Source organism: Gorillibacterium massiliense (assembly GCF_000455485.1).
GTDB classification, from domain to species: domain Bacteria; phylum Bacillota; class Bacilli; order Paenibacillales; family NBRC-103111; genus Gorillibacterium; species Gorillibacterium massiliense.
Window position 1 is genome coordinate 76,244 of sequence record NZ_CBQR020000025.1, and the last position, 22,886, is coordinate 99,129.

Consider the following 22,886-nt stretch of genomic DNA (forward strand, 5'->3'; position numbering starts at 1 on the left):
GAGTAAATCGAAACTGGGGTGATCCTATGAGTTCAGTAAATGTACGGGAAGAAGTTTTAATTGTGGAATACGAGCCGAAGTGGGCGCAAGCTGTGGCCGAGATGTGGAACCGGAGTCAGGAAAGCTGGGGCGGCGGCAATCGGGTGCGAACTGCCGAAAGCGTGACCCGCGAGTTGGAAAATGCGGGCAATCTGAAGGTGTTTCTCGCCGTGGATGGAGATGAGGTTATTGGGTTCTGCAGCTTCTCTCCGTACAAAATGGACGAAGGTGCCTTGTACGTGCCTTTGCTTAACGTAAGACCCGATTATCACGGCCACAAGGTAGGACGGTCGCTGATTTTAAAAGCGGTGGAGACAACGGTGGAGATGGGCTGGCCGCGGCTGGACCTATTTACATGGGCGGGTAATACGAAGGCGGTTCCCATGTACAAAAAATGCGGGTTCTTTTGGGAGAGGAAAGACAACACCGTTCATTTGATGAATTTTATTCCCACGGTTCTTCAAACAGAAGCGCTAAAGCCTTATCTGGACCGGTTGGATTGGTATGCCGACAGCGTTCGGCCCATCGAGGTCAAGCCTGACGGCAGGCGGGAAAGCGGGTTTGATTATTTTGAATACAGCTGGGAAAAAGAAGGCTCTTCTCTTCGGGTCGAGTTCGAAAAAACCGGCAGAGGCTTGAGGCTGATCGAAAGCGACGATTATTCCATTCATGCGGAGATTGCCACTCATGATCTCGTGTTCGGATGCGGGTATCCGGTCCGGTATGTCATCCGCAACAAATCCGGCGCCCCTCTTGAATGCACCGTTAAGGGCAGAGACGATAAAAATATCCGCTTCGATCTGGAAAAAACCGTACAGGTACAAGACACGGTCACCGTCGAAGGTGAGTTTTTTCTCGATCCGGTGCTGGAGGAGCAAAGCGATTGGAAAACCCACCCGGTGGTAACCTCCGAGTGGCGAATCAACGGCAAGCGGGCGGAATTCCGCACCGGGATCGCGCCGAAGTTTCCGGCTAAGGTGAAGCTGGAAGTGAAGGAGCAGGAGCAATATCTGGATGTGCCGGAGCTGGCTTACCTGACTTTTGAGAACCATTACGATACCGCCGCGGTCTTTTCGTTTTCGCTGCCCGAAGCTTCTTTCATCGAGTTTCAGGATAGTGACATCGAGCTCCGCATCCCGGCAAAAGAAAAGAGGACCGTCGCGGTTTCCTATACGCTGAAGAAATTCGGCTTATACTCGGAGACGGTGAAGATGACGGCGAAGCCGGAAGGGGGAGCGGCCATCTGCTTTGAACGGAAGCTCCACGCCGTGTTCAAAGGCAACGCCGGGCGTTTTGGCGGAGATGCAGGAGATAACTGGCTTATTGTGAACGGTCCCTACACCATCGGCTTGAATAAAACGAACAATGACCTGTGGGCCTCTCATTATCAGGGGACCTATAAAACATGGTGGATATCACCGCGGTTAGGGAAACCTTATTCTCAAGAGTTTTCCAAGAAAAAAGCGGAAGAGGTTCGCACCTATAAAGCCGGCGACCAGATGGTTTTGGAGGCGGATTATCAGTCGGAGGATTTTCCGGGTATTACCTTCACCCGTACTGTCCTTCTCTCTTCCAATGGTATGGCCGAGCATTATTACGAAGTTCGCAATGCTTCCGGTGAAGCGGCGGAAGAGGATTTGTTCCTCATCGATGCTTTTTTCCATTCGCCGCATCGGCTCGTTCTTCCCTATGGGGGAGAGTATTACGATTTGAAGGATCCGTTTGCAGCGGATTATGATGATTGGGATATCGCGAACATTTCCGAAAACTGGCTGTACAGCGCCGGAGAGAATTTGTCCCATGGCTTCATGTGGCATCCTTCGGGCAAACTGGTCAAGACGGAATGGCATTTTGGCATTGAATACGCTTTGGGGTCTTTGGCCGACGGAGAGATCAAGCGGACGCCGTCCACGCGGCTTCCATCGGAACCTTTACCGACTGGTGGGATTTCCGTTCCTATGCCGTGAAGAAACGGGATCCGCGCAAGCCGCTTTTGAAGGACCATTTTGAACTCAGGGTAAACGACGGCAATCCTTTCGTATCGGAAAATGCCGCGCTTGAAATTCGCCAAAACAGGCAGCAGCCGCTTACGGGCGAGATGAAGCTTTCATCGCCTACAGGGAAATTCCCAGTAACGAGTATTCGCATAGACAAAGAGGACAGCAGTTTTCAGCGCAAACCGCCCTTCCGGGGAATGGGCTGGAAGATGGGTATGCGGTCCGCTTAGAGGCGATTACCCCGGACATCCGCTTTTTCCGCAGTTCAGCGGTTTTCCCGGTTAACCATGAACCGGTGCGGCAGGAGCGTCTGCAGGGAGAGCACGGGGAAACGCTGACCATGAGCAATGGGACCCTTTCGATTCAGGCAACCCCTGCCTTCGGCGCTACGATTCACTCTCTTGTTTATCGTGGAGAAGAATGGCTGGATACCTCGTTCCCCACACCCGGTCCCCGATCCTGGTGGAATCCATGGATGGGCGGCATTCACGCGGATGTGCAAGGCATGTCTCTTCTCAGCATGCATGAAGAGGGCTGCAGTGCCGAGTTTGTCAGCCTGACGGACAGTTTGGGCAATGAGTGGAGCGGTATCAGCCTGAATATGGATATCGTTAAGCATGACGAAAACAAGGGCTTGAAACTAGATCTCCTCACCTTGATGTTGCCGGGTTCTTCCGTTTTATGCTGTGTTACTCGTCTGACCAATGGTACGGGGCTGTCTTATAACCACTTCCGCAGCAACTTGAACGGTTTCATCCTGCCAGGAGAGTCGATTCGGCAAGGATGGGTGGAAATAGACGGCGATCTTCGGACACGTTGCGGCCAAAGCGGCGTGGAGATTTCATCCGAGGGCGTGATTCGCATAGGATCGGATAGCCGCTCCGCCATCCTGCATATGGTGAACCGCCATCCTGGATCGAGTGCGTGGCTATATACCAACAATCAGGTAATCGGGTTCGGGGAGTCGGAATGGATGCAGATGGCAGCAGATGAGACGGTATGGACCGCTCCCGTGTTCTTCGCTTTTGCCGATGAGGCCCTTACGTATAAAGAATTGCAAAACCTGGTTGACATTCGATTTGACGGGAACGGGAGGTAGAAGAAACGATTATGCCGATCATCGATTGCCATATCCATTTATCCGATATTCAAAGCTTTCACCATACGGCGCGGGACTTATCAGGCGTGGATTACTCTGTGGCAGGCTTAAAAGCCGAGTTTGAACGCAGCGGGGTTATTTTGGGGATCGGGATGGGCGTGGAAGAAGAAACCCCGGCGGCTTTTCCGGATACGCTGGCGGGGAATCCGATGGGGCTCGATCTGGCCCGGCCGATGCCGTCTTTTCTGATGGAGTGCGTGGGAATCAATCCGGTTCGCTTAGCCGCGGACACTGGGAAAGAGGATTTGGACCGAATCGAGCAGCGATTGCAAAGCAAGGAAGTTGCCGGAATTAAGCTATATGCCGGTTACTATCATTATTTCGTTACCGATCCGGTGTACGGACCGGTGTATGAACTGGCCAAAAAATACGATGTGCCTGTCGTCATTCATACCGGCGATACGTATTCGATGAACGGGTTGCTAAAGTACTCCCATCCGCTGACGGTCGACGAATTGGCTTACCAGCAGCGGGGCGTGCGCTTCATGATCTGCCATCTGGGCGATCCGTGGGTGATGGACGCGGCGGAGGTTGTGGCGAAAAACCCTAACGTCTATGCGGATCTTTCCGGCCTGGTTGTTGGTGATCAACATAAGTTCGACAGATTCCAGAATGAACCTCTTTTTATGGATCATTTTCGCCGAGCGCTCGTCTATGCTGACAATTATGAAAAAATGCTGTTCGGCACCGATTGGCCGTTAGCTCCCATCGACGTGTACATCGAGTTCGTCCGGCGCCTCATTCCTGAAAAGCATCATGACGACGTTTTTTACCGCAATGCGCTTCGGGTATTTCCACGTGTGAAGGAAAGGCTTGAAAGTCTATAATCGGAAAAAACAGAAAGGCAGAGGAGCGTCCCTCTGCCTTTTCTGTTTTAATAAACGGCTACCGGAACACCTTTATATGCATAATCGCCAGTAATAGGTATAACTTAGGTGACAACCTGCTTGGATAAATCCACTCATACCTCTGCAAGGGGAGTTCTCGTTTCTACCGATTTCAGAATTTCCTTCCCGTTAGCCGCCTTGTTCCCCCTGATCTCCGCTCGCGTGAATATGACTTTATACAAGTTTCTATCATAATTGGGTGGAGAGTAATGTAATGCCTTGAAGTATACGCAAGCGGGGCATGTTAAAGTTGAACTTAAAAGATCAAGCAAAAAAGCCTCCATCACCGTTTCCGATACCGGAACAGGAATGGAGGCGAAGCATTTGAAGCGGGTTTTTGACCGTTGTTACCGGGTAACGGACACGGCGTCGTTGCATCCCGAAGGCTTCGGTTTTGGACTTGCCATAGCCAAGTGGATCGTTCTGGAGCATCTGGGCTCTTTATCCGCAGAGAGCAAACCGAGAGAAGGCAGCTCCTTTACGGTGTTGTAGCCTATACCCCGCCGTATTTGAACAAGGAGCTGATGGAGCCGCCTTCGCAAGAAATTCGGATAGCGTTGGCGAGCAGTGGGGCGACGGAAAGTACTTTGATCCGCGGATCCCGAATTTCCGGAATGGCGATGGTGTCGGTGACGATAACCTCCGCGATATGGGAGTGGGTGAGACGATCAAGGGCCGGTCCGGAAAACACCGGATGGGTGGCGCAAACATAAGCGTCCAACGCTCCGCGTACTTTGAGGCCTTCCACTACATTGACGATCGTCGTGCCCGTATCGATAATGTCTTCGATGACGATGGGCGTGCGGCCTTCCACTTCACCAATGACGTGGGTGATGACCGGTTCGCTGTTCTCCGGCCGCTGTTTGATGGTGATCGCAAAGGGGGCGTTCAAAATGTTGGCCAGCCGCTCCGCTGTGGTCGCGCGTCCTGCGTCCGGCGAGACGACGATGGGATTCTGGATATTTTTCTTGACGATATAATCGGCGATCAAATCGAGAGAGGTCAAGTGATTGATCGGGATATTGAAAAAGCCCTGGATCGCGGCAGCGTGCAAATCAATGGTAATGACTCGGTTGGCGCCTACGGTGGTGAGGGAGTCGGCTACCATTTTCGCGGCGATGGGTTTGCGGGGAGCGGATTTGTGCTCCTGCCGGGAATACCCGTAATAGGGTAGCACTAGATTGATGCTGCGGGCGGATGCCCGTTTAGCCGCGTCGATCATGACCAGCAGTTCGACGAAGTGTTCATTGATGGGATGAGAAAAGGTCTGCACCAAGTATACGTCGCAATTGCGGATTCCTTCCTCGTACAAACAGTACAATTCTCCGCTTTTGAACTTGGATAGCTTAACTTTGCCTAGAGGCTGTCCCAAATCTTTTGCAATTTCCTCTGCCAGCTTCGGATTGGACGAGCCGGAAAAGATCTTCATTTTACTGCCGCTCATGGTTAACCCTCCATCGGTTGGATAATGATCTGTGTTCCCCGGGTTCTGCCCGATTTGTCTTTATTTTTGGCGCTTGTCCGCTTTAATGTCGTGGACTCTGTTATCCATTATACAATTTGTAAAATCTCTCGTAAATCCGCTTCGGTAAGAGAAGATACCAACTGCTCGCCGGGTTGAATGACTTCATCGATGAGATTTTTCTTCCGCTTCTGAAGAGCGTACATTTTTTCCTCCACCGTTCCCCGGCTGACCAAACGGATGACTTGAACGACATTTTTTTGCCCGATACGGTGAGCGCGGTCGGCTGCTTGATCCTCGACGGCGGGATTCCACCACATATCGTAGAGGACGACTGTGTCCGCTCCCGTCAAGTTCAACCCGGTCCCGCCTGCCTTCAGGGAGATGAGAAAGAAGTCCCGCTCCCCGTTATTGAACCGACTGCATAGCTCTACCCGCTCCGCCGACGGTGTGGCTCCATCCAAGTAGAAATATGGAATATCCATCTGCATAAGCTCCTGCCCGATCAACTTCAGCATGCCGGTAAACTGGGAAAAGATCAGCATGCGCTTTCCGGCGCCGCGGCATTCTTCCACAAGCTCCAGCAATTGTGCTAGCTTGGCGGAACCGCCGGTATAGACTTCCACAAACAATCCAGGGTGGCAGCATAATTGGCGAAGCCGGGTCAACCCAGCGAGAATGCGGATACGGTTCTTTTGAAACGTCTCCTTATCCAGATGCTTGAGCGTCTCATGACGGAGCTTGGCCAGATAGGCGGCGTACAGTTTTTTCTGCTCCGGCAAAAGCTCGGAGGCCTGCAAGGATTCGATCTTCTCCGGCAATTCTTCCAGCACGTCGGTTTTTACCCGGCGGAGGAGAAAGGGTCGAATCCGTTTGGCGACAAGGGGGCGAGGCATGTCTAGAAATGCTTTACGATCCGGAAACAGTTCGGGGAAAACGGCGTCGAAGATGGACCAAAGTTCTTCCAGCGAATTTTCCACCGGCGTTCCGGTAAGGGCAAAGCGGTAGCGGGCCCCAATTTCTTTTACAGCCTGGGCGGTTTGGGTCGTCCAATTTTTGAACATTTGCGCTTCATCCAGAATCAGCGTATGGAATGGACAAGCAGTCATTTCTTCAATATCCCGGCGCAAAAGGGGATAGGAGGTGATGATCACATCCGCCTTACCGGGTTGCTTGAACCACTTGCTGCGTTCCTTCTTTGCACCGTCGGCGATAACGGCATGGATTTGCGGTGCAAACCGGTTTAGCTCTTGCTGCCAATTATAAAGCAGGGAGGCGGGGCAGACGATCAGCGCTGGCTGCTTTTGCTCGCGAATTTCCGGTAGGACGGATACGAGAAACGCGATGCTTTGAACGGTTTTGCCAAGGCCCATGTCGTCTGCCAAAATCCCGCCAAACCGGTAATGGGCGAGGGTCTTCATCCACCCAAAGCCGTATTTTTGATAATCCCTCAGCGTATCAGAAAGTCCTTCGGGTACCGGAAACTCGAGATGATCCGGGTTGCGCATGTTCTCCAGTAACTGCCGGAAGGATTTACCCAACCGGATGGCGCCGCTCGTCCCGGCAAATTCGGTTAAGTGGAGACCGCGGGCAACGGGCAAGCGAAACTCGGCGCCGCGCAGATCCCCTTTGCCGATGCCGAATTCATTCAAGAAGCGGACGATCTCTTGCATCTCCTCTGTTTCCAAAGGCATCAAGGAACCGTTTGGCAGACGGTAGTAGCGGCGTTTTTCTTCTAGGGTGAGGAGCAGCTTGCGAATCTCGCTTTCCGAAATGCCATCCATATGGAAGCGAAAATCCAGCCAATTCGTGCGTTCATCCACATTCACGGTTATTCGCGGCGGGGCGTGTTTGGTCAGCAGGCGGACTTTGACGGCCGTGGTGGCGTGGATTTCCGCCAGTTTTTCCATCTCGGGGATGAGGTGATAGAGGAAATGGTATTGATCTTCCTCCTCATCCAGATAAAAGCCGCTCTCGGTGCGGGCAAAAGCCCCCTCGGCCATCAGCGACAGAATACGCTGCTCTTTTTGCCGATCCCGAATTAAAATGCGGTCCGTTCTCCCTTTGCCATCGTTTTCCTCCAAAGGGTTAAAGATGATACTGCCATATTGAAACTCCAATCCTGCCAGCAGTTTGTCGTGTACCCGATCCAGATATAAGCGCGCCTTTAACGGCGTATGCTCCATTTGGCTAGATACGCCTTCGGCGATATGGACCGTTCCCATTTTCACGAGTCCGGGGATGACCGTTTCGATGTAGGCGGAAATCTGCTCCGGCGGAATCCGCAGGCAGGTGCTGTCACGGCTTTCGAGCATATCTTTCATATCCGCTAAACGTTGGCAGTACTCAGCAGGCAGTTTGTGCAGATTCCCTTCGTGGAGTACAAGGCCATACAAATCAAGGGCGGTAACGAGTTCCATCCCTTTAAAATCCAACCGATAGCTGCTATCCTGCTCCTGATCGAGTGTGAAATATAACGGCAGCGGAGCATCGGTGAAGTTGATTTTCGAATAGGCCGTGCGTTCGTGTTCAAGCTTCACCATCGGCGCCTCTGCAAAGAGGGGCTGCAGGCTGTCCCAAGCGTAGGGGGGAATAAGCTGCTGCCGCTCTTCGTTTCGTTTTTTGGCAGAGGTGAAAAGATTCCCTTGTTGAAACAACTGATCATTGCGGCTGAGTTGAATCAGTTGACGTAAAATGGCGTCGTCTGCCGGTTGAAAGCAATAAAGCGCAGGATCATAGGCGAATTGAGCGGAAAAAGAGATGCGTTGACCCTTGTCGACCCGATCTAAAAACTCATGGAGCTGCTGAACGATATAGAACCGGCCGAGCCCCACTTTGAGGCTGACGCCGAACATGTATTTTCGCATAGGGGTAAGGACCGGAAACAGCGTGAACTCAACTTGGAGAGGGGTACGTGTTTCAAAATGCGGCTGAGCAAGGCTAGGGCGTACGGCCTTATCTGTGAACAAACCTAGCAAATCTGCGGTCAATTGTTCTTCCTCTGCATCGGGGTCCAAAGAAACGGTACTCGGATGCGGCCGGTTTTCCGGATGCAGCAAGGAGGGATAGGGTTGTTGCGGCGTTTTTTCGCCAGACCGGATACGACTCACAGGTAGGGCTCCTTTTAATAATGAAAGTATGTCTATCTTATCATAGGACACAGGATGAATAACTTTAATGTCTTTTATGGGATGCAGTTTTTGATGAAATATGACAAATTTAACAGTATAATAGAAAGATCGTCTGAGATTGGGAGTGGGAACGGGTTCATGGAACATGTCGATTTAGTCAGCTTGCAACAAAAAGTCACCTCACTTCGGGCAGAAGGGAAGTACAAGGAAACCATTGAAGGCTGCCAGGAGCTTCTTGCACTCGGAACGGAAGCGAATGATCCGAAATCGATGTTAGTCGCGCATCTGAATAAAATGTCCTCCTATTACTGCATCGGCGATATCGAAGAGGCGTTTAAAAGCTTGAGTGAATATAAAGAGGTTTGCAGCCAGTACGGCGACGACACGGATTATTTGAACTTGTATAATTGTTTGTGCCTGCTTCACGAGTTTAATAAGGATTACGTTCGGGCGAAAGCGACCCTCGACAAGAGCATCGAGTTGGGGAAAAGACTGAAGAAATACAACATTATTAGCAACGGGTACAGCAATTACAGTCATCTTTACATGGCGGAAGGTAATTACGCGGATGCTTTATATATGGCGAAGGAAGGGCTGCTTAACGCCAATCTTCATGAGCCGCCCAATGAAATGATGAAGCTGAGAGTGAAGCTTAATTTGGCCAAAGCCCACATCGGACTTGGACATTTCGCTGAATCCAAGATTTTAATCGATGAAATGATGAGTAATTCGGTGCTGGAGTCGTTTGTCCGGGAAAAAGCGAATTTGTATGATCTCCAAGGCTTTTGGCACACCAAGCAGGGACAGTACCGGGAAGCTTTTGATTGGTACACCCGGGCGAAGGAGTTGGTGGAGAGTTACGACGACGTGTATCTGCTCAAGGCGATCCAAGAAGAGCGCTGCAAACTGTGCGAATTAATGAATGACGTTCAACTCGGATACAGCGTTCAAAAAGAGTATATCGCTCTCCTGAATGTGATCATGAAACGGGAGCTGGCGTTGGTTGCCCTGAAGCTCGACATCAAACATAGTATCGCCGATATCGAAAAAAATGCAAATACGGACTACTTAACGGGGCTCTTCAACCGCAAATATATGGAGGAAACGACAGATCAATGGTTGAAAGCCGCACGCGAGAATGAGGAAACGATTATTTGCATTGTTTTCGATATTGACAATTTTAAAACCATTAACGATACCTACGGCCATCTGTTTGGAGATGAAGCGATTCAGCAGGTGGGCAGGGCGATCAGCAGGATTTTCAGCAGAGACGACTTGGTCGGCCGTTATGGCGGGGATGAGTTTGTTATCGTTCTTCGCAACGTCTCTCTGGAAGACGGAATCCTGAGAGCGGAACAGATCAAGGAATCGTTCTACCAGTATCCGATTATCAAGGATGACCTATCGGTTTCAATAACGGCCAGCATCGGTGTTGCGGATAATACGGATACCGGCATCGAGACGTTTAAAGACTTGTTCCATTTAGCTGACGTTCGGTTGTATATGGCTAAACAAAACGGAAAAAATCAAATTGAGGTGTAATCTGTGGCTGATGAACTATCTCTTGTAAAACCGTCGGAAGAGTGGCGGCAAACATACATGGAATTTTATCAAGATTGGAAAGACAGCGGGGAATCGATGGTTCCTTGGGCGATTGAAAAGGATCCTTCCGATTTTCCGGGCATGCTGCGATTTTTGGCCGAACAGGAAAAGGGTGAACATATTCCGGAGTCTTGGGTTCCATCATCAACCTTTTGGCTGATAGCCGATGGGAAGAGCGTGGTAGGAGCCGTCAACATCCGCCACAGGCTGAATGAGAAGCTGCTTCGTGAAGGCGGTCATATCGGGTACGGCATCCGTCCGTCGGAGCGGGGAAAAGGGTACGCGGCAAAAATGTTGGCGTTGGCGCTGGAAAGGTGCCGTGAGCTGGGGATTGAAAAAGCCCTCGTCGTTTGCGATGCGAGCAATACCGCGTCCGAGTGCACCATTTTGAAGAACGGCGGAATCGCCGATGCGGACTTTATCGAGGAAGATGGTAACGTGGTGAAAAGGTACTGGATCGAGGTATAATTCTTCTCTATTCATGGTGAGAGGAGAGCTTATCTTGCAAGGAGGCGTTCGCCGTGTTCCATTTGCCACCTGACGAAAGGGATCTCATTCGATCGGAGCTGACTGCTGAGCAGTTGGCTTATTTGGCGGAGACGATGGCCAGGGGAAAGCGGACGGCTTTTGCCCGGGTCATGGCAGAGGCGAAAGGGGCGGATATCTCGAATGACGCTTCCTATGAAGAAATCGAAGCTCATCTGTCGGAATGGGTGCTTGATCAATACATAGATGCCGGTCACGTATCCTCCGAACACCGCTGTGAATGCGGCAGGTCGCTTCGGCATCAGTACATCGTGATCCAAAAATCGACGGGGGAGATCAGAAGTTTCGGCATCACTCATTTGCAAGAGCATACCGGTTTTGATGCAACCATCGTATCCTTAATCAAAAAAGGGTTTGAAGCGATTGACTACGAGCTGGATCAAGTTCTAAGCAAAGTGAGAGACGGCTGGAAATATGACAGAGAGTTTCTCAATTTGCCGCCCGAGCTGGAGGTTCCGTCTGATATCAAGAGGCATATGGCGGTAGGTCTTCCGCTGCACGATGGCTTTATCCGGCGACTGAAAGCATTGAAGCGCGATTACGAGCAAGATATGGTGCAAAAACGCAGGGAAGAGCAGGCCCGACAGCGAGAGAAAGCTGCCGGGATGGAGCTTATGAATAAATTCCATCGCATGGTAGAGCAGTTGGAGCAATACAAATCTTCACCTCGGCGAGAGCTGTATCCCGGTTTGGAGATCAACCTTGCTCGTTGCGACGAGCTGATCCGGCGCATCGAAGACGGGGATGTTGACACCAAGGATTGCCTGGACCGTTTGAGCAGCCTGCTGATGAGCTTATCTTATTCCCCCCTTGGAAGATAAAAGGATGGTACAAAAAAAAGCAACCGAGAGACGGAATGGCTTGCCCATAGGGGCTGCCGCTCAGATTTCGGCTGCTTTTTCTATGAAAGGGTTAGGACTCAGGCGGTAGGTGTCGGTGCTTCGGTGGTGATCATCCAGCGGACGCCGAATTTGTCCTCCAGCAACCCGAACAAGGCTCCCCAGAAGGCCGGCTTCAACGAGTCCAGCACCTGTCCGCCTTTGGCCAGATTGTCGAAGGCTTTGTGTGCTTCTTCGTCCGTTTTGAATTCAAGCGTTTGGCAGATGAACGTTCCTTTGGTTTCGGGTTCGAGAACGGCGTCTGACATAAGGAAGGTAATGCCGGCGACGGTCACGCTGAGATGTATCACTTTGTCTTTCCATTCTTCCTTGCCGCCTGGCAATTCTCCGTGGGTTTGCACGGAATCGATTTGCCCTCCCAGTGCTTCGACATAAAATTCCGCCTGGGCTTTTGCGTCTTCGGATAAGAAATAGGTGTAGTGCTTGGCCATGTTTTCAACATCCTTTCGTTATAGGAGTTTTATGCCCGCCCTTCGATTATAGAGGATTTCCAAAAGCCGGAGCAATAATTATCGTAAAAAATGTTAGAAAGATCACAATCTTGTCGGCAATCTTTAAGTAGGATAGAAGTATCTGCATAGAGAAAGCGGGTATACCATTGAAAACGGCGCTGGGCAAGGCTATTTCTTTCACCGGCTTTATGATTGGGAACGGAATTTTAACAATCAGCACGACTTTGCTCATTGTTTTGACCATAAAAGCGACCCTCGGAGGCAAAGAGGATACATGGCGATCCTACACGCCCATGTTTTTCTTTGTGCTTGTGATCACAACTCTCTTTTTCTTCTTGATCTATCTGCAAGGCCGCAGGCTTCGCTCGGAGCAGGAACAGCTGGCCAATGTGTTCATGCACAGCTCGGAAGGCGTGCTGATCCTCGACAACGAGAAGACTATTTTGCGGATTAACCCCGCTGCCCAAAGAATAATGAAGTCGGGAAGCGATACGGAACCGGCTAACTTTTGCGAAGTTTGTTCCAATTATCCCGGACTCGGCAAGCTTTGCACGTACCAAAATTGTTTTGTCTACGAAAATACGACGGAACCGGTAGAGCTGCAACTGGTCACGCCCCGCAATGAAACCGTTTCGGTTCGCACCAGCGTCTCCCGCTATGAAGACCCGCTGCACGGGCCGCTCAGTGTGCTGCGCATCAAGGAAGTGGAGGAGAAGCGGCAGGAGGAGCAGCACCAAATCGCCAAAATGATCACTCACTCCATCCTTTCCGCCCAGGAAGACGAACGAAAGCGGATATCCCGGGAGCTGCATGACGGCATCGGACAATCGCTGTACAGCATTCTGATCCAAACCGAGATGCTGAAGGATACCGCCGATGAGGAGCGGGTCGAAGCGCTGCAGGAAGCGATCCGCAATACCATCGAAGATATCCGCGATCTTTCGGCGGAGCTGCGGCCGTCAGCCCTAGACGATATCGGGCTTGTGGCGGCGCTGCGGAATTATTTTCGCAGTTATGGGCAGAAGTTCGGCATCCAGGTACATTTCATGGTGGAAGGGGATGCGGGCCGCATACCCTCGGCTCAAGAAACCGCCTTTTACCGTATCGTGCAGGAAGCATTGACGAACGCGGCGAAGTACGCCCATACCGACGTTGTCGACGTTCAACTGAAGCTTTCTCCGCTTTATGCGGAGCTGCTCATCCAGGATTACGGGTGCGGCTTCGTCATTACTTCGGAATTGCGCCAGGGAGTCGGCTTGTATAGCATGGAGGAACGGGTTAAAATCCTCAGAGGATGGTTTGATATGAATTCGCTTCCGGGGAAGGGTACGACGATCCGCGCGAAGGTACCCATAATGGAGGGCACTTCCGATCAACCAAAGGAGGGAAAATGATGGCGATCCGAGTCTTTATCACTGACGATCATGCGGTGGTCCGCAGCGGCCTGCGCGCCGTTCTGGAAACGAAGCCGGGCATCACGGTGGTCGGCGAGGCAGCGGACGGCGTCGACTGTATAAAGCAAGCTCTTCAAGTGAGCCCGGATGTCGTGCTGATGGATCTCAGCATGCCGAACGGCCGCGACGGGCTGTATACGACAAGCGAGCTGCTGCAATCCTTGCCTGAGGTCAAGGTGGTCATCTTGACGATGCACGACGACGAGCAGTATTTGTTCCGGGCTTTGAAGGCGGGAGCTTCCGGTTACCTGCTGAAATCGGCGCCTGTCTCGGAGCTGGTTAAAGCTATCGAGCAGGTGCATCAGGGGCTTGTCTATCTGCATCCTTCGGCGACGAAAAAAGTGATTGAGGGCTATCTTCACGGCCAGACGAAGGATGATCAAGACGTATTCGAATCTCTCACGGAACGGGAAAAGGAAATCCTCAGTCTCGTCGCCAAAGGATACACTAATAAAGAAGTGGCGGAGCTGCTGTCCATTAGTGTGAAAACGGTGGAAAATCACAAAGGGAACCTGATGGATAAACTTCAGTTTACTAACCGCCGAGAATTGATGAAGTTTGCGCATGCGAGGGGGCTGCTTGATTTTGACTAATCGTAACGGGGATGCCGGCACCTTGCAACAGATGATACAGAAAGAGATGGCGGAGCTAAAGAGCGAGCTTAAGCTGGATTTTGTCGCCGTCGCCTTGACCGATGGGGAGTACCGCGATATCCACTGGCGATTCGCCCTAGGTGCCAACTCCGACCGCTACAAGAAAATCACCGTACGCATCGGTAAGGGCATGGCCGGAAAAGTACTGCAAGCCAAAAGCCCGTACGTCGTCACCGCATTCCCCGAGGAAGTGCAGGAGGAAATGCTGGAATATCCTATTTTTTTGGTGGAGTCGTTGCGGTCCGGCGTTGGCGTATCTGTAGATTCTTTCAAGCCGGAGCGAAGTCAAGCTTATGGCGTCCTGCTAATCGGCCAGCGGGAAATGCGGGAATTTACGGAGAAGGAAATCGAGCGGGTACAAATCTGCGCTCGGGAGCTGGGCAGGCTGTATGATTTGGATGATGATGACGAGCCTGCTGCAATAAAGGGTGCGGAGAACGGATGCAACCCTGAGACGGGCAGCGATGTCAGCAGAGGCGATGAGGCAGCAGCCGGTAGGAGATCAGAATCGCGAAGCTTCGTCGCCGCGGTGGACACCTCCCGCAGGGAAGATGGACCCGTGCTTAAATTGCTCAGGGAAGCTCGGTTCGCGGGCGTTGACTGCGAGCTGCTGGATCAGCGGGTCACGCGGCTTGCAACCGCCAGACAACAAGAATTGGCTGCAGTTTTGGCCCAATTGGTGCAGGCTGGCATGCCTCCCGCAAATCATCCGCGGCTGGTCATTGGGCAGGATGAAGACGGGCAGACACTGATCGAATTTGCTGCAGATGAGCTTATGGCACCGTCCCAGCAATTATTTCAACCGGTTATGAGTCAATTGAAATCGCTGAAATGCGATTTGGAGATCGGGCTTGCGGAAGATGGGCATTATGTCCGCTTTACGCTGCCGACTCGCTCACTTTTGGATGAACCGCTTTGGCAGCTTTAGAGAGGCGGAAACAGCAGATGGGGAATTTCCTTGAAAGCAAATGAGGGAATTCCCCAATTTTTTTTAAGCGGGTCTCCTAGGATAATGAGTTCATCAGGCAATGAACTTAATAGGAGGTTTAGGTATGAAGCCATCCAAGGCTAATCTCCCGCTGCAAACAACGAGTTTGATTCTCGGTTTTGCGGTTTGGGGCATCTTGTCATCGCTTATCTCATTCATCAAAGGCGATATCTCGCTTACGGCTCAGCAGCTTACGCTGGTTACGGCGGTACCCGTCGTCCTCGGCTCCATCCTGCGCGTTCCCTTCGGCTATTGGACTAATCGGTTCGGGGCACGCAACATGTTTTTTGTCAGCTTTGTCCTGCTTTTGATTCCCGTCTTTTACATCAGCCGGGCGTCCACTTTTGCGGATTTGATCCTGGGCGGCTTGTTTCTGGGGATCGCAGGAGCGACCTTTTCCGTGGGAGTTACTTCCTTGCCCAAATATTATCCTCGGGAAAAACATGGGTTAGTCAACGGTATTTACGGGTTGGGCAACCTTGGTTCGGCCATCAGCACCTTTTTTGCCCCGCTACTAGCGGAGAAGTTCGGATGGCAGACAACGGTGCGGTTTTACATGATCCTGTTGGTTATCTTGGCTCTTGCAAACTTTCTTATTGGAGACCGGAAGGAAGCCAAGCTGAAAACGTCATTGATCGTTCAGATCAAAGGGATATACCGCAACGAAAAACTTTGGCTGCTCTGTCTTTTCTACTTTATTACCTTCGGTTCTTTTGTTGCTTTTACCGTGTTCCTGCCCCATCACCTTGTCGATACCTTTGGAATCAGCAAAGTGTCCGCCGGACTCCGGACAGCAGGTTTTGTTACGCTGGCCACGTTTATGCGCCCTATAGGCGGATGGCTGGCTGACCGCATCAATCCATTTCGAATCCTAACTTTCGTTTTTGCCGGTTTGACGGCAGGCGGGATATTGTTAGCGTTTTCGCCGTCCATCGTACTGTTCACTGTCGGTTGTCTGCTTATCGGCTTCTGCGCCGGGGTTGGCAATGGCACGGTTTTCAAGCTGGTTCCCCTTTATTTTTCCAAACAATCCGGTATTGCCAATGGTTTGATCTCCGCTTTAGGCGGCTTGGGCGGATTTTTCCCGCCGCTGATGCTGACGTCGCTTTACGCGATTACGGGGCAGTACGCCATCGGATTTATGGCACTGGCGATGGCAGCGATTTGCAGCCTGCTGCTGGTTTTGTATCTCTACTGGCAAGATAAAGTAAAACTGGCGGAACAGATCATATCCAGCACTTCCCAGGCGATACTCGTCACAAACAAGTCGGGCATCATCATCAATGTCAATCCTGCGTTCACGGAGATTACCGGCTATACCGCTGAGATGGCAATCGGACAAAAGCCTGGCATCTTGAAATCGGGACGGCATGACCGTGAATTCTATGATCGTCTATGGGGACAGTTAAAAGAGACGGGGGCCTGGAACGGTAAGATTTGGAACAAGAAGCATAACGGCAACATTTACTTGCAGATGTTAACTATTAATGGCATTAAGAATGATGTAGGCGAAATCAGCTACTTTGTCGGCGTCTTTCAAGAGATTGAAGCCACATCGTATCCGGATGGCCAACCTGCAAAAATACGCATGGCGTAATAGCAACATCGTGTATGGAATGAGAGGGAGTGATCTCGATGAGCGGGAGGAAGGATTCGGCTAATTTCATGCGCAGAGCCGTTACAGTTCAACAAGCGGTGGAGTCTGTGTTGGAATCGATTCGGCCGTTAGGCCGGGAAGAGGTGCCGCTCGTGGCTTCTATCGGCCGATTCCTTGCGAAAGAAGTGACGGCGGCTCAACCGGTTCCTCACTTCCGTCGGTCGGGCATGGACGGCTTCGCCGTCAGGGCGGCGGATGTCGCGGAAGCGACAATCGCTGAGCCGGCAAGGTTATGGGTCGTCGATGACATTCCGGCAGGCGCTGTCTCAGGGAAGCGCCTCGGAGCTGGTGAGTGTGCCCGGATTATGACCGGCGCCGCCGTTCCTGAGGGAGCGGACGCTGTCATCAAGTATGAGATGACCGAAGAGGATGATAAACCGCATGCGTCGGAAGGTGAGCTCGGCGTCCTCGTGAAAGGAAGCGTTGTTGTCGGGGAAAACATCTCGGCCATCGGTTCCGAAATCGCTGCCGGGGATATGGTGCTTCCGGCGGGAACGCGCATTGGGCAGGGAGAGATCGCGCTCCTCGCCATGTTTGGCGTAGCCCGGGTACCGGTGTTCACTGCGCCGCGAGTGGCGGTATTGACCACCGGAAGCGAGCTGCTTGCCGTGGATCAACAGATTCAGCCGGGACGCATCCGCAACAGCAACGGCTATATGATCGCAGCCGCCGTCGCGGAGTATGGCGGTTTGCCGTCGCTGCTTGACCCAGTCCCTGATGATGCGGGATTGGCGGGTGTAGCCATTCTTTCGGCACTTGCTGATTTTGACGCCGTTGTGACAACCGGCGGGGTATCCGTCGGGGACCACGATATCCTTTATGATGTCACCCAGGAATGGGATGGCGACTTGAAGTTCAATAAGGTGATGATGCGCCCCGGCAGCCCGACAACCTTCGGGTTATGGAAGGGAAAGCCGTTGTTCGCCTTGTCCGGCAATCCCTCCGCCTGTTTTGTCGGTTGCAGGCTTTTTGTCGGTCCTGCTCTCCGCAAAATGCAGGGGACAAACCCCGAGCCGAAGCCGCGGTTGACTGCTCAATTAGCGGTGGATTACCCTAAGTCGGACCGTTTCACCCGGTTTGTTCGCGGGATTGTATCGGAAAACGGCGGAAAATTATCGGCTCGGCCCGTCGGCCCGGATCAATCCAGCGTCACCGTATCTCTGCGGGATGCCAACTGTTTGATCGTTCTGCCCGGTTCGCCAAAAGGCATTGAGGCGGGAACTCTTGTAGAAATCATTCTTCTTTGATGGAAGGAGAGGAAATCATGCAAACCTTTGATTCATGGATGGAGCGCTCGCCGTTCCTGATGCCCATTGTTCAAATCGTCGGCTTTAAAAACAGCGGGAAAACGACATTGGCCTGTAAATTGATCGAGGCGTTAACCGCTTCCGGACTGAGGGTCGGTTCGGCGAAGCATGATGCCCATGAGTTCGACCTGGACGACTCGGGAACAGACAGCGCCCGGCAGTTGGAGGCTGGAGCCGTGGAAACCGTGCTCACCTCCGGCTCGCAAACCCGCTGGATGAGCCGGACGCCGGCGACACTTATAGATATCGTCAAGCAGCTGTACGGAAAGGTCGATATCCTTATCGCTGAAGGTTTCAAAGATGCGCCTTACCCGAAAATCGCCTTAATTCGGGAACCTGAAGACCTCGCCACTTTGTGGACGGCAGCTCAGGATGTGCGGATATGGGTAAGTTGGCAAACTCCCGATGCACTGGAGGCAGCAGCAGATAGTAAGCAGGCTACCCCGGCACTGTCCCATCTGCGCATTCTCTCGATTTTCGAGGAAGACAAGGTTTTGCAAGAAGCTGTTACCCTCGCCCTCACCCTCCACAATATTAGCTGCTCTAGACATCGAAAACTCGCAAAACCGCAAGGATAAACGGCTAACGCCGACAATAGGACCCAGATGCCAGGACGAGCGACGTTTACCATAGCGAAATAAGACTTATTATAGCGCCAAGCTCTTATAAACTCTTATGAAGTGAAAACTAGGGAATTCCCTCGACGCAAGTGAGGGAGTTCCCCTCTCTTTTTTACAGGCTCCCGCGGCTACAATGAGAGTAGATCAAGCCGTTAGGGAGATGAGCCGATGAAGAAGAGCAACCCGCTCAAGCAAAAGCTATCGTTTTTTCGCAAAAAAGAATCGGTTTCGGAAGGCTGGAGCGAAGTGACTACAGTCGACCGTTCCTGGGAAGATATGTACCGCGACCGTTGGCACCACGATAAGGTAGTTCGGTCCACACACGGGGTCAATTGCACCGGCTCCTGCAGTTGGAAAATATTCGTGAAGAATGGAATCGTCACCTGGGAAACCCAGCAAACGGATTACCCCACGACGGGACCGGATATGCCAGAGTTCGAGCCGCGGGGCTGTCCTCGCGGAGCGAGCTTTTCCTGGTATCTGTACAGCCCCCTCCGGGTGAAATACCCCTACATTCGCGGCAAGCTGCTTCACCTGTTCCGTGAGGCCAAGCGCCAACACGGCGGAGATCCCGTCGCGGCTTGGGCTTCCATTGTCGAGAATGAAGAGAAGAAGCTAATCTACAAGAGTGTCCGAGGAAAAGGCGGCATGGTCCGCGCCACTTGGGAGGAAGCGAATGAGATCATCGCCGCTTCCATGCTGTATTCCATCAAGCAATACGGTCCGGACCGGATCATCGGGTTTTCGCCGATTCCGGCGATGTCGATGGTCAGTTATGCGGCCGGTTCACGTTTTCTGTCGCTCCTCGGCTCGCCGTTGCTTAGCTTCTATGACTGGTACGCTGACCTGCCGCCAGCCTCGCCGCAAATTTGGGGCGATCAAACCGACGTGCCGGAGAGCAGCGACTGGTACAACTCCAGCTACTTGCTGGTATGGGGCTCCAACCTGCCCATGACCCGGACGCCGGACGCCCACTTCATGACAGAGGCCCGCTACCGGGGGACGAAGGTTGTATCCATTAGCCCGGATTACGCGGAGTTCGTCAAGTTCGCGGACAAATGGCTGCCTGCCAAGCAGGGGACCGACGGCGCTCTCGCCATGGCCATGGGGCACGTCATCCTGAATGAATTTTATGCGCAAAACCGCACTCCTTATTTCGAAAGCTACGCCAAAAAATATACGGATTTTCCGTTTCTTGTTATGATCCGCGAACAGGACGGCGCCGTGACCGCTCCGGACCGTTTCTTGACAGCCAAGGATTTGGGGATCGACACCACCAATCCCGAATGGAAAACGGTGCTGCTGGCGGAAAACACCGGCAAGCTGCACATCCCCAACGGCACTATCGGTTCCCGCTGGGGCGAGAACGGCAAGTGGAATCTGGAACTGGTGGATACCTTCACCGGTGAAGAAATCATTCCGCGTTTGGGTTTGGGAGATAAGACGGAGGGCGTCTTGTCCATCAACCTGCCCTATTTTGACGATAATGGTAAGACGCTAGTCTCTCGCGAACTTCCTTACATGACGGTAACGGCGGCGGACGGTGCGACCTATAAAGTGACGACGGTTTACGATCTGATGCTGGCCCAATACGGTGTGAGCCCCTCCGGCGAAAGCCGTTACGACGATGCTTCCATCGCCTATTCACCGGCCTGGCAGGAAGCCGTCACCGGTGTCGATCGGGCGTCGGTGATCCAGATCGCCCGGGAGTTCGCCCAAAATGCCGTGGATAGCGAAGGTCGCTCGATGATCATCGTCGGCGCCGGCATCAACCACTGGTACAATTCTGACACCATTTACCGCAGCATTTTGAATCTCGTGCTGATGACTGGCTGCCAAGGGGTAAACGGCGGCGGCTGGGCTCACTATGTCGGACAGGAAAAGCTGCGGCCGGCGGAAGGCTGGGCCAACATTGCTTTTGCACGAGATTGGACGATGCCGCCGAGACAGCAGAACGGAACGTCCTTCTTTTACTTTGCAACGGATCAATGGCGCTATGAATCCAATCCGGTGGACGACCATACGTCGGCTTTGGTGGAGAAAGCCCGGTACGCCCATTCGGCGGACTACAATGTGCTTGCCGCTCGTCTTGGCTGGCTGCCGTCTTACCCGCAATTTGATCAAAACTCCCTCGGGCTGGCGGAAGAGGCTCAGGCAGCAGGCGCCCAGACTGGGGATGAAATCGCTCAATATATTGCGCGGCGGCTAAATGACCGCAATTTGAAGTTTGCCATCGAAGATCCGGACTCTCCGGTGAACCACCCGAAGGTAATGTTTGTCTGGCGGGCTAACCTGATATCGAGCTCCGGCAAAGGGCATGAGTATTTCCTCAAGCATCTGCTAGGGGCCCACAACGGCCTGTTGAACGATGACACCCATGCCATTCGCCCGGAGGAAATCGTCTGGCGGGACAAAGGGGCGGAAGGCAAGCTAGACCTGATGGTCAACATCGATTTCCGCATGTCCGGAACGGCGGTATATTCCGATATCGTGCTCCCGGCGGCTACTTGGTATGAGAAAAGCGACCTGAGCTCCACAGATATGCATCCCTTTATTCATCCATTCAATCCGGCGGTGCCGCCGCTCTGGGAATCCAAATCCGACTGGGAAACCTTCAAATCCATCGCCAAAACCTTCTCGGAAATGGCCGAAGGACGATTTGATGGACCGGTTCGGGATGTGGTAGCGGTGCCCCTCCAACACGATTCGCCGGATGAGCTGGCTCAGCCCTTCGGCAAAATCAAAGATTGGAGCAAGGGGGAAATCGAAGCGATTCCCGGCAAAACCATGCCGAAATTCGTTGTGGTAGAGCGGGATTACACGCAGGTTTACAAGAAAATGACCTCCCTTGGACCGAACATTAAAGATAAACCCTACGGAACGAAAGGCATCAATTGGTCGGCCGCGCAGGAGTATGAACTGCTGAAAAGCGTCAACGGCGTCACTGACGAACCAGGAGTTGGGGAAGGTTGCCCGAAACTGGTAACCGATCGGCAGGTAGCCGAAGCCATCCTGACCTTATCGTCCACCAGCAACGGCAGAATGGCGGTTAAAGCCTGGGAAGCCCTTGAACAGAAAACCGCCCGGAAGCTGAAGGATCTTGCGGAAGACCGCAGCGACGAACGCTTTACCTTCGAGCAAATCACAGCCCAACCGAAAACGGTAATCACGTCTCCCGCTTTCAGCGGATCGGAGCAGCATGGACGCCGGTACTCTCCCTTTACCACCAACGTGGAGCGGCTCATTCCTTACCGGACGCTGACGGGACGGCAACATTTTTATCTCGACCACGAAATGCTCATGGAATTCGGCGAAAACATGGCGGTGTTCAAGCCTACGTTGAAGCACGCACCGTTCCACACGACGAAGGAGCGACCGGGGGAGAAGGGCAAGGAAATCGTGCTTAACTTCATGACCCCGCACAGCAAATGGTCGATTCACAGCATGTACTACGATTCTTTGCCGATGTTGACCCTGTTCCGCGGCGGACCGACCATCTGGATCAATAAGGATGATGCGGCGGATGGCGAGATCAAGGATAACGACTGGATCGAATGCTTCAACCAAAACGGCGCCGTCGTTGCCCGTGCCGTCGTCACTCACCGGATGCCGAGAGGCATGGCTTATATGTATCACGCCCAGGACCGGACGATCAACGTTCCCGCAACGGATGTGACCACCACCCGGGGCGGTACGCACAACAGCCCGACTCGTATCCACGTGAAACCGACCCACATGATCGGTGGGTACGCCCAGCTCAGCTATGGCTTCAACTATTACGGCCCCACCGGCAACCAACGGGACTTGTTCGTTGTCATCCGCAAACTCCAGGAGGTGAACTGGCTTGAAGATTAAAGCGCAAATCGGCATGGTGATGAACCTGGACAAATGCATCGGGTGCCACACCTGCTCCGTAACCTGCAAAAACACGTGGACCAACCGCAAAGGCGCCGAATACATGTGGTTCAACAACCTCGAGACCAAGCCGGGCATCGGGTATCCCAAACAATGGGAGGACCAAGAGAAATACAAA

Annotated in this window: 18 protein-coding genes and 1 pseudogene; 16 read left to right on the plus strand and 3 right to left on the minus strand. The window is 52.6% G+C overall.

Annotation, left to right across the window (positions count from 1 at the left end; genetic code table 11):
- Positions 1-26: 26 nt before the first annotated feature.
- From TJ79_RS03015 to TJ79_RS03030, 5 genes are all read left to right on the plus strand, one after another.
- Complete coding sequence (locus TJ79_RS03015) at positions 27-2,006, plus strand: GNAT family N-acetyltransferase (protein ID WP_052339200.1); 1,980 nt, start codon at positions 27-29, stop codon at positions 2,004-2,006.
- Entirely contained in the window at positions 2,003-2,266 is a 264-nt protein-coding gene (locus tag TJ79_RS25635) for a hypothetical protein (RefSeq protein WP_052339201.1), read from the plus strand. The genes TJ79_RS03015 and TJ79_RS25635 overlap by 4 nt, the downstream gene beginning before the upstream one ends.
- 65 nt (positions 2,267-2,331) lie before the next feature.
- A complete protein-coding gene (locus TJ79_RS03020) occupies positions 2,332-3,135 on the plus strand; it encodes a hypothetical protein (protein ID WP_155987750.1) in 804 nt (267 codons plus the stop codon).
- Between the two features lie 11 nt (positions 3,136-3,146).
- Positions 3,147-4,022 (plus strand): amidohydrolase family protein, encoded by an 876-nt coding sequence (locus tag TJ79_RS03025; RefSeq protein ID WP_040948800.1) that lies wholly within the window; start codon positions 3,147-3,149, stop codon positions 4,020-4,022.
- Positions 4,023-4,301: 279 nt separating this feature from the next.
- Entirely contained in the window at positions 4,302-4,574 is a 273-nt protein-coding gene (locus TJ79_RS03030) for an ATP-binding protein (protein ID WP_040948801.1), read from the plus strand.
- 1 nt (position 4,575) lies between these two features.
- Here TJ79_RS03030 and TJ79_RS03035 read toward each other — a convergent pair whose 3' ends face one another.
- Both TJ79_RS03035 and TJ79_RS03040 read right to left on the minus strand, forming a co-directional pair.
- Positions 4,576-5,526 (minus strand): ribose-phosphate diphosphokinase, encoded by a 951-nt coding sequence (locus TJ79_RS03035; RefSeq protein ID WP_040948802.1) that lies wholly within the window; start codon positions 5,524-5,526, stop codon positions 4,576-4,578.
- A gap of 107 nt (positions 5,527-5,633) precedes the next feature.
- Entirely contained in the window at positions 5,634-8,654 is a 3,021-nt protein-coding gene (locus TJ79_RS03040) for a DEAD/DEAH box helicase (protein ID WP_238322752.1), read from the minus strand.
- A gap of 159 nt (positions 8,655-8,813) precedes the next feature.
- Here TJ79_RS03040 and TJ79_RS03045 point away from each other — a divergent pair, with 159 nt between their 5' ends.
- The 3 genes from TJ79_RS03045 to TJ79_RS03055 are packed head-to-tail and all read left to right on the plus strand — an operon-like array spanning position 8,814 to position 11,644.
- Positions 8,814-10,217, plus strand: coding sequence for a GGDEF domain-containing protein (locus tag TJ79_RS03045; protein ID WP_040948803.1), 1,404 nt, complete (start codon positions 8,814-8,816; stop codon positions 10,215-10,217).
- A gap of 3 nt (positions 10,218-10,220) precedes the next feature.
- The gene (locus TJ79_RS03050) at positions 10,221-10,745 is read left to right on the plus strand and encodes a GNAT family N-acetyltransferase (protein WP_040948804.1); all 525 of its coding nucleotides are present in this window, start codon (positions 10,221-10,223) and stop codon (positions 10,743-10,745) included.
- A gap of 53 nt (positions 10,746-10,798) precedes the next feature.
- On the plus strand, positions 10,799-11,644 hold the full coding sequence (locus TJ79_RS03055) for a hypothetical protein (RefSeq protein ID WP_052339203.1): 846 nt from the start codon (positions 10,799-10,801) through the stop codon (positions 11,642-11,644).
- A 98-nt stretch (positions 11,645-11,742) separates the two neighbouring features.
- Here TJ79_RS03055 and TJ79_RS03060 read toward each other — a convergent pair whose 3' ends face one another.
- The gene (locus TJ79_RS03060) at positions 11,743-12,153 is read right to left on the minus strand and encodes a VOC family protein (RefSeq protein WP_040948805.1); all 411 of its coding nucleotides are present in this window, start codon (positions 12,151-12,153) and stop codon (positions 11,743-11,745) included.
- A 167-nt stretch (positions 12,154-12,320) separates the two neighbouring features.
- On the opposite strand from TJ79_RS03060, the gene TJ79_RS03065 reads away from it, so the two are divergent.
- From TJ79_RS03065 to narH, 8 genes and pseudogenes are all read left to right on the plus strand, one after another.
- Entirely contained in the window at positions 12,321-13,568 is a 1,248-nt protein-coding gene (locus TJ79_RS03065; RefSeq protein ID WP_040948806.1) for a histidine kinase, read from the plus strand.
- Positions 13,568-14,221 carry a response regulator gene (locus tag TJ79_RS03070; RefSeq protein WP_040948807.1) on the plus strand — a complete coding sequence of 218 codons (654 nt, stop codon included), beginning with the start codon at positions 13,568-13,570 and terminating at the stop codon, positions 14,219-14,221. The genes TJ79_RS03065 and TJ79_RS03070 overlap by 1 nt, the downstream gene beginning before the upstream one ends.
- Positions 14,214-15,209: a GAF domain-containing protein gene (locus TJ79_RS25640; RefSeq protein WP_052339204.1), complete on the plus strand. Its 996-nt coding sequence runs from the start codon at positions 14,214-14,216 to the stop codon at positions 15,207-15,209. The genes TJ79_RS03070 and TJ79_RS25640 overlap by 8 nt, the downstream gene beginning before the upstream one ends.
- A gap of 124 nt (positions 15,210-15,333) precedes the next feature.
- Positions 15,334-16,866 (plus strand): nitrate/nitrite transporter, encoded by a 1,533-nt coding sequence (locus tag TJ79_RS03080; protein WP_052339205.1) that lies wholly within the window; start codon positions 15,334-15,336, stop codon positions 16,864-16,866.
- 38 nt (positions 16,867-16,904) lie between these two features.
- Positions 16,905-18,173 carry a molybdopterin molybdotransferase MoeA gene (locus tag TJ79_RS03085; protein WP_040948808.1) on the plus strand — a complete coding sequence of 423 codons (1,269 nt, stop codon included), beginning with the start codon at positions 16,905-16,907 and terminating at the stop codon, positions 18,171-18,173.
- A gap of 17 nt (positions 18,174-18,190) precedes the next feature.
- Positions 18,191-18,811 carry a molybdopterin-guanine dinucleotide biosynthesis protein B gene (gene mobB / locus TJ79_RS25645; protein ID WP_052339206.1) on the plus strand — a complete coding sequence of 207 codons (621 nt, stop codon included), beginning with the start codon at positions 18,191-18,193 and terminating at the stop codon, positions 18,809-18,811.
- Between the two features lie 210 nt (positions 18,812-19,021).
- Positions 19,022-22,708 carry a nitrate reductase subunit alpha gene (locus TJ79_RS03095; protein ID WP_040948809.1) on the plus strand — a complete coding sequence of 1,229 codons (3,687 nt, stop codon included), beginning with the start codon at positions 19,022-19,024 and terminating at the stop codon, positions 22,706-22,708.
- Positions 22,698-22,886, plus strand: a pseudogene (gene narH / locus TJ79_RS03100) (nitrate reductase subunit beta); the annotation flags it as partial. The gene TJ79_RS03095 and the pseudogene narH, both read left to right, overlap by 11 nt.